16 protein-coding genes are annotated in these 14,920 nt (G+C 40.3%); 2 read left to right on the top strand and 14 right to left on the bottom strand.

What is annotated here, in order from left to right:
* Positions 1-10: 10 nt before the first annotated feature.
* The 7 genes from LZG71_RS01295 to LZG71_RS01270 form a co-directional block, all read right to left on the bottom strand.
* Positions 11-1,330: a phage major capsid protein gene (locus LZG71_RS01295; protein ID WP_233816253.1), complete on the bottom strand. Its 1,320-nt coding sequence runs from the start codon at positions 1,328-1,330 to the stop codon at positions 11-13.
* 26 nt (positions 1,331-1,356) lie between these two features.
* Positions 1,357-1,980 carry an HK97 family phage prohead protease gene (locus LZG71_RS01290; RefSeq protein WP_233816251.1) on the bottom strand — a complete coding sequence of 208 codons (624 nt, stop codon included), beginning with the start codon at positions 1,978-1,980 and terminating at the stop codon, positions 1,357-1,359.
* A complete protein-coding gene (locus tag LZG71_RS01285; RefSeq protein WP_233816249.1) occupies positions 1,946-3,250 on the bottom strand; it encodes a phage portal protein in 1,305 nt (434 codons plus the stop codon). The genes LZG71_RS01290 and LZG71_RS01285 overlap by 35 nt, the downstream gene beginning before the upstream one ends.
* A 285-nt stretch (positions 3,251-3,535) precedes the next feature.
* Complete coding sequence (locus LZG71_RS01280) at positions 3,536-5,251, bottom strand: terminase large subunit (protein WP_233816248.1); 1,716 nt, start codon at positions 5,249-5,251, stop codon at positions 3,536-3,538.
* Entirely contained in the window at positions 5,248-5,736 is a 489-nt protein-coding gene (locus tag LZG71_RS01275; protein ID WP_233816247.1) for a phage terminase small subunit P27 family, read from the bottom strand. Before LZG71_RS01275 ends, LZG71_RS01280 begins: the two co-directional genes overlap by 4 nt.
* Before the next feature lie 192 nt (positions 5,737-5,928).
* Positions 5,929-6,240: an HNH endonuclease gene (locus tag LZG71_RS30670; RefSeq protein WP_409013596.1), complete on the bottom strand. Its 312-nt coding sequence runs from the start codon at positions 6,238-6,240 to the stop codon at positions 5,929-5,931.
* A gap of 2 nt (positions 6,241-6,242) precedes the next feature.
* The gene (locus LZG71_RS01270) at positions 6,243-6,464 is read right to left on the bottom strand and encodes a hypothetical protein (protein ID WP_233816246.1); all 222 of its coding nucleotides are present in this window, start codon (positions 6,462-6,464) and stop codon (positions 6,243-6,245) included.
* A gap of 190 nt (positions 6,465-6,654) precedes the next feature.
* On the opposite strand from LZG71_RS01270, the gene LZG71_RS01265 reads away from it, so the two are divergent.
* The gene (locus tag LZG71_RS01265) at positions 6,655-9,048 is read left to right on the top strand and encodes a hypothetical protein (protein WP_233816245.1); all 2,394 of its coding nucleotides are present in this window, start codon (positions 6,655-6,657) and stop codon (positions 9,046-9,048) included.
* 72 nt (positions 9,049-9,120) lie between these two features.
* Here the strand turns inward: LZG71_RS01265 and LZG71_RS01260 are convergent, their stop codons facing one another.
* From LZG71_RS01260 to LZG71_RS01230, 7 genes are all read right to left on the bottom strand, one after another.
* Positions 9,121-9,597: a replication/maintenance protein RepL gene (locus LZG71_RS01260; protein WP_233816244.1), complete on the bottom strand. Its 477-nt coding sequence runs from the start codon at positions 9,595-9,597 to the stop codon at positions 9,121-9,123.
* A gap of 502 nt (positions 9,598-10,099) precedes the next feature.
* The gene (locus LZG71_RS01255; RefSeq protein ID WP_233816243.1) at positions 10,100-10,600 is read right to left on the bottom strand and encodes a hypothetical protein; all 501 of its coding nucleotides are present in this window, start codon (positions 10,598-10,600) and stop codon (positions 10,100-10,102) included.
* A 302-nt stretch (positions 10,601-10,902) separates the two neighbouring features.
* Positions 10,903-11,493, bottom strand: a complete 591-nt coding sequence (locus LZG71_RS01250; RefSeq protein ID WP_233816242.1) for a hypothetical protein — start codon at positions 11,491-11,493, stop codon at positions 10,903-10,905.
* A gap of 247 nt (positions 11,494-11,740) precedes the next feature.
* Entirely contained in the window at positions 11,741-12,016 is a 276-nt protein-coding gene (locus LZG71_RS01245) for a helix-turn-helix domain-containing protein (protein WP_233816240.1), read from the bottom strand.
* A gap of 59 nt (positions 12,017-12,075) precedes the next feature.
* On the bottom strand, positions 12,076-12,474 hold the full coding sequence (locus tag LZG71_RS01240) for a hypothetical protein (protein ID WP_233816238.1): 399 nt from the start codon (positions 12,472-12,474) through the stop codon (positions 12,076-12,078).
* The gene (locus tag LZG71_RS01235; RefSeq protein ID WP_233816236.1) at positions 12,471-13,331 is read right to left on the bottom strand and encodes a Rha family transcriptional regulator; all 861 of its coding nucleotides are present in this window, start codon (positions 13,329-13,331) and stop codon (positions 12,471-12,473) included. Before LZG71_RS01235 ends, LZG71_RS01240 begins: the two co-directional genes overlap by 4 nt.
* Before the next feature lie 34 nt (positions 13,332-13,365).
* Positions 13,366-13,587, bottom strand: a complete 222-nt coding sequence (locus tag LZG71_RS01230; protein WP_233816235.1) for a hypothetical protein — start codon at positions 13,585-13,587, stop codon at positions 13,366-13,368.
* A 72-nt stretch (positions 13,588-13,659) separates the two neighbouring features.
* On the opposite strand from LZG71_RS01230, the gene LZG71_RS01225 reads away from it, so the two are divergent.
* Positions 13,660-14,871 carry a helix-turn-helix transcriptional regulator gene (locus LZG71_RS01225; RefSeq protein ID WP_233816234.1) on the top strand — a complete coding sequence of 404 codons (1,212 nt, stop codon included), beginning with the start codon at positions 13,660-13,662 and terminating at the stop codon, positions 14,869-14,871.
* Positions 14,872-14,920: the final 49 nt, after the last annotated feature.

Genomic DNA, 14,920 nt, shown 5'->3' with positions numbered 1-14,920 from the left:
AGATTGGATACTAAAACGTCAGAGCATCTTTGATCCCTGCGAATGATTTCGCACGTTTCACTTTAACACCCCAAAATGCGTTGGCTGTTACTTCGATTTGCCCCTTCTTTGCCTTAGTATATGGGTTGGTAATGAATCGTGTGCCACCCCAACGCCCTACGGCTAAACCTTTTGGATCGCCGAAAATGATTGCTGATCCATTGTTAGAAGTACCTTTCGTCAAAGTTGACGGCACCATATTTGTGGTAACTGCGGAATATCCATTAAGATCGTTGCTATCTCCCCAGACCGGAATGCCATTAGTGCCAGTAAATTTCTGAGTGACTTTCAGCTTACCTTTAACCTTAGCATTGGTTAAATACTTCGGAGATCCCTGCAAATGATCTATACTGTCAATCATTGTTTCCAATTTGACAATATCCTCCCACGTAGCCGTTGCGCCATCTGTTCCAAGCGCAAGCAAGTTGTCATTTGCGGAAGTAATAGCGGTAAGTAAGTGAGCAAGAACTTCACGGTTCAATTTTTGAGCTAACTGACTGGAAATCTCATTCAAAACAAATCCTTGCATATCAATAGATGATTGATCCAGGATCTGATAGGAAATAGGTACAGTTGCACCGCGGCGGCTTGGCTTCATCTCGAATGAGCTGAAAGTGATCTCATCATCTTCCATTTCTTCGATTTCCGTCAGCTCCTGAATATCGATGGTAGTTTCTTGAACAGGGAACACTAGGTCGCCTTTCAATCCGCTCATAATTTCAACTCCCCATTCACTAAGGAATGTCTTTGCCTGAATCAATTGCTGGATACTTTGAAGTTCTTTCTTGACAAACAAACCTCCCAAATCACCAGGAGCAGTATTTTGAATTGTCACACCCTGACCAAGCGCACGACTTTCATAAACCTCATCCAGTACGATAATACCTTTGCGAGGCCCCGGAATGGATATACCATCCTGCAAAGCACGCTTTTCTCCTTCCTGCGACACTTCAAGTTCAATGCCATCCAATGAGCGTTGCTCGGCATCAAGTAATAAAGCGCGGTTCAAATTGAAACGAGCCATATCCTTGCGATCCTGTTTTGAACTATCACGGTTGCCCATACCAGCTCCGCCCGCAGCAGCACGACCGATCTGGAACGACTCTTGCACTTCCAGTTGAGCAATTTGCGTTTGCAAGGATCGGATTTCAGCCGACTTTGTCTCAAATGCAGCATGTTCGTCACTGTTCAAATTTCTTTGCTCAGCATCACCCGCTTCAAGAAGTTTGTCAGCCTCCGCGGATCGCAAGGCCAATTCATCCTTTAAATCTTTTAGTGTTTTCTTAGCCATTATTATTTGTATGTATAGTGTAAAATTTATAATCCTATCGCAAGGCGCATTTTTGCGAGCTGTGCGTTGTATGATTTTTCTTCCTGTTGAAACGTAGCAATAAAATCGTCAAAAGATCTAGAAACAACCTCAGTAGTAGTATCAAGGAAAGCGGGCCTAGAAACTGGACCCCACTCTGATATAACTGTAATTTTCTTCACGTACCTGGTTACCAAACCATTCGATCCTCTTTCCCAATAATCTCCATCTGGAGCAATATTAAATACAAAAGAGCTTCCTGTTACGTCTCTTCGATCAATAGGCGCAAATACCATATCTCGGATCAACTGAGTATCCGGAGGAAGAGTTTTGTAAGGCATTCCCGTTTGATCAATCTCGTATGTTGCTGTACCATTCCGGACTGATCCTAAAATATAGTCCACGTTGTGATTCCAGCAGGAAATTGCATTTGAGAAGTCAGCCCCGTCAAGCGCATTTTTGTCAATCACTTCCTGGAAATTGTTAACCCCTCTGGAAACAGACTTGAGTGTACGCATAATTCGGGAAGGTGAATCAAATACAATCGCCAATCCTTCAATCCTTCGAACACCTTCCTCATCCTGTAAAGTCCTTACCTCACTCAGTTCCTGAGGCAGAAACGTCTTTTCCATCTTGCTCTCCTGTTTTAACTTCTTTTATCAGTCCTATGGGTGTCATAGTTCCGTTCATATATGCATCGTCTCCTCCTTTTTTGAGAGGTTTCAGATTATCAAAATATCTACCCTCATTAGGTGTCATCGTACCGGCATTGACAGAATTGATGATGTGCTCGGATTGTGATTTAAAATCACCTCTCAGTAGTCCTTTAAAGTTGTGTTCGGTAAAGTAACCGTCCTGAATTTCGTCCTTCCTGAAACACTTATAATCAACTTCTTCTTCAATCTGGCGCGCCCATGGCATAAGGACTGAATTTGTCACAATCGTATTCATCGCCTCAACACCCGTTCCCCATGAACTTTGAACCGTGGTGTCCCCTATAACAGTAAGGGGAAGATTAAACATCTTCGCTATGTCCTTGTCAGATTTGTCGAAAATCTCCAATAGCCGTGAGTCCGCAGGATTGAGGCCGATTTTTATGTATTCCGAACCCGTTGGTAAAATAGAGACGCCGGTTCCATCTCTATACGAGGCCATCACGCGGCTCTTAATTTCCATCGCAACTTCTTCTTTCTTAACGCCATTTACAGAAGGGTGAGTAATAAAACCGCCCATAAACGTCCCGTTCTCAAAAAATTTGGAAGTAAACCCCATAGCTTGAAGATTTACACGCAAGCAACTATTTTGAAACTCAGTTATAGACTTGCCTTCTCTGCCATCGAATGATATATCCTTTAAAAAAATAACATCATCCTGTGATAGTGTCCTGCCTGTTTTTGTGATATGAAAAAAATAGCTATCACTACTTTCGTCAAATATCGGATAGACTTCTGAACACGCATAAGGGACTATTGACTCTGTACGCCTCATTTCATCCCTCACAATTTCTGAAATGCTCCAACCGTGAACGAGTACATTGATAAGCATAGTTCTGCGTCCAATGAACGGAGACATATTTCTGTTCATCCTTGTCTCCAATGCGTAACTAAGTGGATGGGTTAAATCCCGGTCCGTCCAAATTTCATCATAACGGTATACATTATACGGAAGGCTTGAAATTTGATTACTGATGTATTTTACGAATCCATAAAAGGTTGCAATACCCATTGAATTGTTGGCCGTAACGCTACCAATCAAATGTTCCAGTCCTAAATTTTGCAGGAATACGGTAGCCGTATCCATTGTTGAAGCCTGAATTGACCTTTCTTCGTCAATGGGCTCAATATCAATGGATGGCTCCGGTACGAGAACACCTCTACTGAAAACGTTTTTGATCCAACTCAATATACTGGGATTTGCAATACTATTTAGGTCATAAAGTTAAGATAGTAAGGCGGCAATGTGACTGATGAAATGCAATTACTAGGTACTGCGGGTATCCATTATTTTTTGTCTGATGTGTAGATAGCTTTTTTTAATGAAGATATCGAAGTATAATGGCCCTGGCATCCATTGGCATCACAAAGCGAAGAGACCTTGTTAAATGCCTTCTGAATTGACATCCCTTCCTTTCTAAAATCATTAAAGAGCCTAAAAAAGCCTTCTTTGGTCAATTTAAGATCCTGATTTTTAATAAATTCCATAATTTTCATCTATTTCATAAGTGTCTGCTACCACATGCCACAATGAGTGCTCCCCAACTGCCATGATCGCGGCAATAATTCCATCAATCTTGTCCTTACTCTTGTCTTTGGCTGGCTTGATCTGCCCTAAATGGTTTGTCACAAGTGCAACATTACCAAGCATCCAGGTTGTTACAGGGTTTCCGTCGTGTCGGAGAATGCCATTGGTAACCATTTCTTCAAACATTCGTGTAGGAGAGTTGAAAGCAGCAACGGCTTGCGAGAATTTTTCCAGTTTCGCATGGTTTGCCCATTTCACCTCTCCATTTTGCAGGTTCTTTCGGGCTCCCCAGCTGACGCCAAGGCCTTCGGAAACCTGATCAAAGAAAAGCTGACCATGATTTGGGTCCATTCCAATAAATCTGATATCCCACATCTGTGCACACTCGAAGATGTCATTCTTAATAAATTCGTAATCGGTTGTCTTGCCTTCGGTGGCGTGCAAATGTCCTTCGTCAATCCAGTCCTGGTAGCTGATACCTCCTTTTGCTGCATACTCAGCAGCTTCCTTTGCCACGTAGTTGTAAGATTTCAGATAATGGAATTCAGGGAAATACAATGAGAAAGAGGAAATGTCGCTACTATTACCAAGGTCAATTCCTCCGAAACAGACAGCACCGCGGGGAGGGATAAATTCAGTATCTTCACAAGCAACCCAATTCTCTTTTGGTATCCAGGTGACATCTGCATCAACCCACAGGTTTAAGTGTTTGGTTTTAAATTCAACCTCTTCACGTCCGTTTTTCTTTGCCTTCTCGTATTCCTCTTGCAAAAATTGAGGGCGTACAGAAACACCGTAGTTCGGGTTAGCCTTGCGCCACATTGCCGGATCTTCCCAGTTGTCCCCTTCATCAAGGGTGTAAATCATCGTGAATAAGTTATCACGATCATACACCCGCTTTAATACATCAATACATCCGCCACGATATTTATAACATGGCCCCTGTTTGTTGGATCCTGATGTTGTGATTGTGAAGAAGAGAGGTTGTTCCCGTGCTGCCATCCCGGAGCGGAGCGAGGTTTTTACATCGTCTGTTTTGTGAACGTGGTATTCATCGAAAAGTACACAACTGCTGTGCTTCCCTTCTGTGTTGTCGGCATCGTGTGAAACGGCCAACATTGTTCCTTCGTTGTAATCGCAGTAAAGGTTATGGGCGTTGATACTCAGATCATGCCTGATGAACTCCGATTGCCTGGCCATGGATTTAGCGGCCTTAAAGCAAATGTTCGCCTGGTCTCTGGTTGCAGCAGCGGCATAAACTTCCGGAGTATTTTCATCATCCAGAACCAACATCAACAGACCTACGCCCGCAGCCAGCTCCGTTTTGCCATTTTTTTTCGGAATCTCGATGTATACTTCTGTGAATCTTCTGTTTCCATCATCAAGGCGAATCCACCCGTATATATTGGCAACTATGAAGCATTGCCATGGCTCCAAAGAAAACGGGCGACCTTTCCATTTACCCTTCGTAAAACAAAGCATTTCAAAGAAGTCAAGCCCCTTCTGAGCTTCTTCCTCATCAAAATAAAATCCTTTGGTTTCCGCATTTAGTAGATCATCCCTAAATCTTTTAACTGCATCCTTGATTAATTCACCCACAATGATTTCTCCCGACTCAACGCCGGTGGCATAATCATAAGCTTTTGTAAGCGGGTTAATCATGGATTACTCTTACCTCTGTTGCGCAATTCTTGTAATGGATTCTTTCTCTCTCCTATCGCTGTTTTTACTTTGGCACGGCTTGCCGGAGTCATTCCAAATTCCGTTAAGAGTTTAAGCAGAGTCTTCTCGGAATCAGCCAGGATATCATACAGCGGATTCTTCTTACTTACTTTTGCACCAACATCTGATGTATGCATGATCAGATATTTTTTTATATCGGGCATTTCGTCCGTCAGCTTCTTAACCCTTACAAAAGTCTTACACAAAAGACCGAAAGCTACCTCGTCCGTTTCCTTGAGGATCTCATTTTTCTGAAGGTATTCATACCACTTTGCCCAGACTTCTTTTTCCTCGTCGCTCAACCAATCCACCGGTGATTTAGAAAGTGATTCGTCAATGGCAATTCTTTTTCCGTGACGGTCTTTCCTGAACGTTCCCTGTGCTTTGAGTACGTCCGTGTTTTTTGGTTTTCTCCCCGCTCCCATTTTTTAGTGTGCATTTATTTTTACCCTGTCGGGGAATTCAGTTTCAATTTTGACACGATGTACAGAAGGGGGCATGGGGTGTTGCCATAAAAAGCCCTTTAAACTTTTGACCCCTCCCCCTGCCTACCCTTTGGTTGTATTTTGTACATTTCCAAGATGATCGAAGTGTTTGCGGCTGTTTTTAGGATACTTTCATTGAACTATTCCACCTAATACACCTGGAATACCCTTTAGTTTCAAGCTTCTCGTTCTAGCTTCCTCTGCAGACTTGATCACGTGACAGCGCTTACATAAACTCTGAAGGTTCTCTGGATCAAATGGATCACCACCGGCTTCCAGCGCTGTGATATGATCAACTTCAACCGCTTCTTTTAACTTACCTTTCTCATCGCAGATCTTACAGTAAGGAAAGTCACGCAGTTGCTGAGGCCTTACCCGGTCCCGCCATTGGCGACTGTCTCGGATCCTCCGTACCTCAGACTTTGATCTTACTTCTGTGGTCAATATTAATCTTCAATAGTGTGTATGATGTTCGGATTAGGTCGCTTAACAGCCGAAATAATTCGAAAATAATCTTCCTTACTCTTCTTTTCTTTAGTGGATACACAAGTAATTGCTGCTTTGATACCGTCTTTGCAAGCATCTTTGAGTGATTCAATTTCAATAATAGCTCGCTCACCTGGTTTTAATTGGTAAATGGCTTCAAGTATCTGCTTAGTCTTACACATATGGCCCATTAATTCACAAATTCAAATATAGTTTTTATATATTGAATTTCTTGAATTATAGATGTTATTTATTAATATCTATTTGAACAGTAGTTTTTTGAGAGTTTAAAACGATATTGTTTCATTTAGTATTTTTTATAGATATTATTGGCTTTAATTATTTACTATCCTTCACATTAACAAAATTCTTATGGCCAATTTACCTTACGGGTCTATCTCGGATCTTCGCTCGTTCCCTGATCTAACAATTACCGCATTTCAAGTGACGACCGCTGATAAATCGGGGTTGTTTATTCATGATCCGTTATCTACCGCTGTTGATGATGGCGTCATAACTGTCAAACAAGGGACTAGGGTTTTCACAAGAGAGATCAGCGCAGATATTAATATTAAATGGTGGGATGTCAAGGGTGATGGTGTTAGCGACGACACAACAGAGTTTAGGAAGGCCCTCACTTTTTGGGCGGGAAATGGTGGGAATTTGATAATTCCTCCTGGGCTTTTTCTGATTAAATTAATAGGCTCCGAAGGTAATTACATATCTGTAAATACAAATATTAAGAGTTTATCAATATCGGGTTTAGGCGGGCAACTTAAGACAAAAAAATCTTTTGCTGCTTTTGCAATAAAGGGACACGAAAATTGTGATTTAGTCATAAAAGAGTTGAATGTATTAGGAAGCAGGGATTCGGAAGAGGATGATTATGATCACATTCTTAAAAATATCTATGTTCCTTATAATGCTAGAACTTACAATAACAGTTATGGAATGTTGGTGACTAGCTTCAAGAATGTTACAATTGACAATAGTAGCGTGCAAAAACTTCATGGACGTGCCGTATCCTTAAGCAATTGCAGTTCTGTAATGGTAAGAAATTCACAAATTATAGACATTTCCAGATCTGGAATTGAGACTAACGATACGGTCGGGTCCCTATCCGTGTTGGGTTGCAGAATAGTAGATATTGGTGTGTTTAGAAATAGCTTCAATGTCTATTCCGATGGAGTTTGGAATAATTATCAGTTTGATGATGACCCATCAGGAAGAGTGTGGTATACGGATGTGGGCGATTGCATTTATTCAAATTCTCCAATTCTATTCGTATCCGACAACTACCTGAGGAATTTTAATAGAATGGGTATTGTCGCAGATCCAGCTGGATTAAATGTAAAAACATACCTACTAGCTGAGTCAAACATATTTGAGACTGATAGTTTAAGACTTAGATGCTCAAATCCGCAATCTTCGATTTGGATTGAGAATGCCCAAACCGGCTTAATTACCAATAATACCATACGATACATTAATCGTGCGGTGTCTGAGGCATTACACGGTTATGCAATCGTAACCGCCGTAACCCTTAAAGAAAATTGTAGTTTTGTAATTGAAAACAACAAAATTTACAGCGAAAACTATAATAAATCTCAATTGGCTGGAATAAAAACCATAAACAATTCTGGAAGTGTAATCGTAAGAGGAAACGAAATAACCGGTAAATACTATGCTAATATTTACCATTCCAATGTAACTAACATAGGCGAAGGCCAGTCAGTAGGTGTAAGATTACTGGAAAAGTTAGTCGTTGAAAATAACACTTGCAAGAACACTAATATCAATGGTTCTTGTTTTGTGTTCGACAACACTTCTACGAATGGAATACACTTACAGCGCTTGTATTTAACAGGCAATATTTTCAGTCAAGTTACAAAAAGTAATGTGACTGTGTACCCTTATGCCACACTTCTTAACTATATCAAAGATAACGATTTGGATGGAACTAGTGTCGATATAAGATCAGCCCCGTACCCTCAGAACAACTTCTATTTCATCGGAAATATTAACGTTGGAGCAATGTTACCCAAAGTTGGGGTCGCCGGTGAGAATAATTTTATGTACATCAACGAAAATGTTTTTGTTAGTGATCTCATTGCCTCATATTTGACTGGGATAACTAGACTAAGTGGAGAAATAAAAAATAATAGAATTAACGGAATGCTGTATATAAGATCTTGTTCCAATCTAACTATCACTGGTAATTCTATGAAAAGCATAGTTTTTGACAACGATGCTCAGTCTTCTGGCTTTATCGATATTAAGGACAATAACATTAGGGTATCGGAAAATAGTACGGGTATAGCATTTAAAAACAGCAATCAGTTTACTTATAACAATGTGACTATTGTTGGAAATACTATTGCAGCTGAGAGCTCTTTAATCACCAATGCTACGGGCATAGCATTTACTACCAATTTGGGGGGCAAGATTAACCTATTTATTGAGGCAAATTCCTTCCCTTACATAACCACCCTAGAAGTTAATACGGATAGGTTATTGCCTAAAAAGAAAATAGTGGCATTCAATCCACCGAACGTACCCGCAAATAGTACGGTGATAACTCCAATGGTATTTGCGGATGTTGCCTTTGGACAAACTATCGCTGTCGCCTTTGCCGCAGATTTAGGTGGGCTGCTGCCACTGACAGCATATGTAACTAGCCCGGGTAATATCAATATCGTTTTAACAAATCGAACTGGGACCGCCGTTGATCTAACCTCAGCCAACATATTCCTTACTGCGATATAGTCCTAAGAATAATTACACATCGGTCCTTGGGAACACTAGGAGCTAATTACGTTTCTGTTCCCAAGGATTATGTTAATTTTTTTTCACAACCTTATCTTTAAATTTCTTCAATCTGTCTCCCTTAAATAGATAGTGTGGATTGATGTGATAAACTTGGTCAATAGAGGTAACACTTAGAAATTTATTGTCAACCAATTCTTTCACAGCACCTTTATAAGTATTCAGAGATTTGATGCCCTGTTCCTTTTGGAATCTTTTATGATTTATCCACAGATAGGACTGCCCGTGGCTAACCTCATAAATAATCCATAGTAAAAGCTCCTTAGCTCGTAATGACAATTTATTTACAGCCAGCCGCCGTTCCGATGAGCAATACATCTTCCCAAATGGTGTATACTCTATTCTCTTCTGAACCGGTTCGTACTCGTCGCCCTTTTTGGTGAACTGATTAGGTGATTTAAATTCAGTAATCGGAATCTCTAAATTTTTGAGGAATGGATTCGGAGTAAGTTCGCCTTCATTTACTTCCGGCTTAGTATATTTATTCATCAGATAGCTTGCTTATTTATATAATATTATGCATTGGGTGTTTTTGTGCGCAGTGTCAAAATTTTGACAATTTCGGTCTGTTTTGGGTGTTCTCTGTCAAAATTTTGATAGCGGATTTAGTTGAATATTGTTCAAAAAATGTCGTTTTCGTTCAGTCAGGTTATATTTTCAGTGTTTTTTCGAAATTGATCAATTTGTTATATTACTATAGACAATTTCATCATCCCGGAATCCTTCAAACTTGGCGTGTTTACAAGGTGTCTCCGACGGTTTTATTGATGGATTTTTTTGGCATGGAACATGTTCTAGCATTTGGATCATAGCAAGGCTGTGGATAGAATCAACCCGAATATTGCTATCCGGGCTGGTGACAGCTGTCACATGTTATCCCATATTCCTGGGCGGTTGCTTCCCAGCAGAGCCGCTTGCGCTTCGGGGAGTTTCTTCTAAGGCGATACGGCAGAACACCGTCCCTTATTCAAGTTGTCAAATGAAGTTGATATCAGTCGAATAGTTCCAGTATTTCATTGAAGGGTCTACGCAGCGTCAACATAGCAGATAGATGCTCAAAAAACCGGTTGTAGCCATCGAGAACACCCTCATCACCAATTTCATTCAAAACCTCTGTCAGCTCTACATAATGATCCCTAGTGGGCAGTAAATTTCCAACGATTGAGCTGCAAATTGAGATAGCGTGAAGGTTTTCGTGGGGATTTTCAATGATATTGTCGACGTCATCTGTATGATAATCTTCTGACCTCCTGGTCACTGGCCCGACACATTCAGAAAAGCGTTTTAATTCGGAGTGTAATAGAGTTAATTTGTCAATTATATTCTTCATTTGCTGTTGACCTTTGACCAATACGGCAACTTGCGTTAATATTCTTTCACTCGTTTCAGATCCGTATGAAACGTTACCCAGTAGAATATAGTCGTCACTAGTCAGAAGGGGTTGCTTCTTCATATGAGCGTACATTTCGTTCAGTGATTGGATGTTAATCATGATTTTGTTGTTTAAAAGATTTGAAAAAATGGAAATAGCTTTCCTGTACGCCACCAAATGGCGTTTATTGTTGTACAAGAAGTTTTCGTTGTTAAATTATTCTAACATCGATATGATGTTACGGTTTGCGGATTAGCTGTTTAATTTCCAGGAACATGTCCACTAGCATTGCAAGCAGAAGTGGAATAAACACCCAGAGCCAGCTGAACTTCTGGGGGATGAGAAAATTGCAGAGTGCCAACAAAAAGGCCATGTTGATGAGAATATTCCAGATTCTGGATTTTGTCATTTTCGTTTTCATCTTACAAATTGTTGTTGTGAAAAAAATCATATATCAGCTTTGCGTCTGCTTTCGTGATCTCCACGGGACCATTATCACTCACACCGGTCAATTGCAGCGAGTACATTGAGTGGAACTTGTATTTTCCAAAAAGATCCTCAGAGGTAGCGGAAACGGACTTAACAAGCATTGATTTTGAAATAAAAATCATGTCCTCTGAAAGCCCTTCTGCCTCTATTGCCACTCGGGATTTAGGATCCAGCTCAATGAATTTACCTTCCAATTTGAGTATCTCGGATCCCAGTCTAAATATGGAATGTCGCCACTTATTCACTTTTTCCAGGAATTCCTCTGTTCGCTCCTGTCCTTCCGGTCTGGCCAGATCTTCATCCTTATATTTGGCCCTAATCTCCTGATAGAAGGCCATTAGTACCTTCTTACCTATGAGGATTGCTTCCGGGCCGTATTTCTCAAATTTCCTGAGACATTTTTCGATTACGATTTGGGAAGATTCGGATGGATCCCGCAGTGCATCGCTGTACCTGTTAAGGTTCTTCAGAATTTTTCGTGCTTTTCTTTCTGCCGGTGATTCTTTTTCTTGTATGATGGACATAGTTTTCCTGTTGTGGAATTTTTCAATTCCAGTTAAGTGATGGTGATTTAAAAAATGTTTTGGTAGATTCGTGTTAAAACGAATTCTTGATTAGTAATTGATTATCAGTAATTTACAAAAGCGTGTTTAAACGTTTTTATAAATACGGGATTTCCCGCTTTTATGGATATATTAATTCAAGGATTTCCATAAATTCAGACTTCCCTAAAAACATACGTACGGATCTTACACCTACGAATCAATACGTTTATCGCTTCGTTATTTTAACCTCGTGTTCCGCGAGCCACCGATCCAATTCACTTTTTCTGTATAATATCAATTGTCCTCTTTGGATAAATGCCAGCTCTTGCCTGTCTCTCAGAGTTTGGAGGTACCTTTTCGAGACATGCATATAGGCCTCAGCGTCTTTGGCAGACAGGAGTTCGTTGAAGATATCCTTCTTTTCTTCAAGCGTTTTCTTTATTTGCGACAATTGCCTGCAAATAAAGTCAATGGTCGGTTGGTCGGTTTGGATTGTATTCATAGATTTTTCTGGTAAATGCCTCAAGTTAAAAGGTGATCGTAAGTGAAAGGATGTTTGCACTATCTACTGTTGTACTCTTCACGGATATCGGAACATAGCTGCACTTTCTCTTCATAAGTAGCTGGCAAATGTGCCAACAAGCCCTTACAGCAAAGTTCCCTGATTTCGTTTTCCGCCTCCAATTCCTTTGAAGTCAAAGTATCAAGATATAGATCGTCCACAAGGGCTATCATTTGAATAATAACCTCGTTTTCTTTTCTTTTGTTTTCGGCAAAAAGGACTTGTTGCAATGTCACAATATCCTCTTTGGTTGCCACCTTGGGTGTTTCAATTTGGAAAACTAAATCGATCAATTCCCAATGCTCACGAAAGAGGATATACGCATCAAGCGGATCCGTCGAGTATCCGTTTATTGAGCTCACGAGCGACAATTCGTATGATGGAAGTTCAGTGTTCATCTTCGGCTATCTGGATAAGTTGTTGATATTGTCAATTGGCCCATCGGAAGTAGGCCTCTTTCCCGATCCTTTTTTTCATAGAAGTTGATCAGGCGGCGCTGGCCATAAGGAGTTACCTTAGTCTGATAATAAACCTCACCGGACTTGGGTCCATGTTCGATCACCCGAGGCTTATATTCGAACCATCCCTTCTTAACATACTCTGAATACGGCTCATTCCATCGGAAGTCCGACATTAAGAATTTGTCCTTACGGAGGTCCTCGAAGAACTTATTTGGCTGTTTATCAATACTTTTTGCGAACGTCTTGATATCGACTGATTTTGTTCCGGCAGTTAACTTTCTACCAACCTCTGCAATAGGAGCTAAATAACCAATCTCAGCTTCTTGCCGGTCAATAACTGCATCCTTCCGCAATGTTTCAGACTTTAATTGTTCTTCTCGCTCCGAAGTGTCAGCGAGCATTCGCAATGCTTCGGAAAAGTTGGACGGAAGATTGAAAATCGGTGCTTTGGTAAGTTGCTCCTCCATGCGGTTAAACGCCTCAATAAATTCTAGTTTAAATGCAAGCGCCTTTTTTCCAGTGAATCCCATGACCAGCAAAGTGAAGCCGTCTCTGTTCATGGTGTACATTGCTTGCGTTCTTCCGTAGTAGTCTAAATACTCTGCTTCCGTGAACATTGTGAGAACAGCCGGATTTTCGGCCGATCTTATTTCTCGGATCAAGTCAAGCACGTGTTTATGTTGCTTTCCGAATTTTTCAGCGACTCTGAGGCTATCAGTGGTTACCGTGCCGTGTTTGCTTTCTACCAGCTGGTTAACAACCGATGAGTGTTTCTTGTCTAATATTGCATCCATGGTTATGCTGAGATTAAATTTGAAAATTTTTCCATCAGGCAGACAACGAGCCTCCTTGCGTCGACAACTTGCTTTCCACACGCTTTCGAATTTGGTGTAGCGTGGCCGTTGAACGGAGCTTGTACTTTTCATTAATGATTTTCGCGACCTGAGTTTTCATGGCTCCTGGGATTGACGAAAGATTTTTAAATTCTCTGTAAATTTCCATCTCTCTTGCTTCTTTTTCCACGGCATGGGGTGTTCTTAGTTCTTCCATCGTAATTTTGTTTGATAACCGGTTGATACTTTTTGCTATATTTGTTACTAACATTACAAATGTAATACAAACATGTTAGTAAAAACAATAACATGTTTGTATTTATTTTTAAATTTAGTTAGCAATATGAGTGACATTGCCAGTAGGCTTGCATTGATTATGGAACAAAGGAAGATCACGCCATATGCACTGGCTAAACATCTTCCAATTTCTCAGCCAACTATTGGCCGAATTTTGAAGGGAGTAAGCATCCCTAGTAAAACAACCATTTCGTTGATATCGCAACACCTCGGGGTGAATGAAGCTTGGCTAGTTTCAGGAGAGGGGTCGGTAAATAGAGACGACGCACCGAAACAGGAGGATCCGATTCAAGTTAGGGTACGTAGTATAATAGAGTATCTTAATATTACTCCCAAAGAGTTTGCGAAAAAACTAGGTTATAAAAAAGTTCAAACCATTCAAGATTTTTTAAATGGTAAAACAAAACTCAACTTTGATCTTTTAGATAGGATTGATAGATCTGAATTTTCAGGCATAATTGACTTAACTTGGCTTATCACTGGTCAAGGAAGTATGCTCTTTAAGGATAAAATTGATTTGTATGGATCACACCTCGAAGCTGTTAATTTCGATAACTTAGACCCAAGTGTTGTAAAGGAGAGTTTATTAGGCATTTATGAGAATTTTAGAAAATACCGTGAACTGAACACACTGAAGACTTTACTTCACGAGGAAAGTTTAGGTGAGAAGAATGATGTAATAAATTCTTTAAACTCCGCTTCGACAAATCTCAAAATTATACGTAGCGAAGAGTTAACAGAAATAAGAGACCTTGGGCAAGGGCGCACCCTTCTAGTTACGCCATTTATTAGTCACGAAGCAAATCAAGCTTATATCCAGGGGCTGAATGATCCAGAATTCCTGAATAGTTTGCCACGCCATGCAGTCTCTATGCATTCGATCAGTTTCGATGTGTACAGAAGCTTTGAAATGAATTTGGATCCATATACTAAGGATGGCAATTCTCCGGTGGATCTTGTAATGGAACAAGGTACAATTTTCACTGGTCGCAGAATTCAGCAAATTTCACGGCGACATCTTGAGTTTAATCAACTATATGTCTTAGTACTTGTTGAAAGAATAGTGATTGCGAGAGCAAAAAAATATGATGCAGCAAATCACATAATGGAGTACAGAACACTTGAGACTGATTCTGAGGTATATCAAATCGACCTTCAAAAGACTCTGGAAATTTTTGTGGTTGTCGCAACAACGCAGTATTGAATCATAACAACAAAACAATAGGAATCATCAACTACCAATATCCCTTTCA

It is taken from the genome of Dyadobacter sp. CY312 (assembly GCF_021390535.1).
Classification (GTDB): domain Bacteria; phylum Bacteroidota; class Bacteroidia; order Cytophagales; family Spirosomataceae; genus Dyadobacter.
The sequence above is the reverse complement of the archived record's forward strand: the minus strand, read 5'-3'. Positions and strand labels throughout refer to the sequence as shown.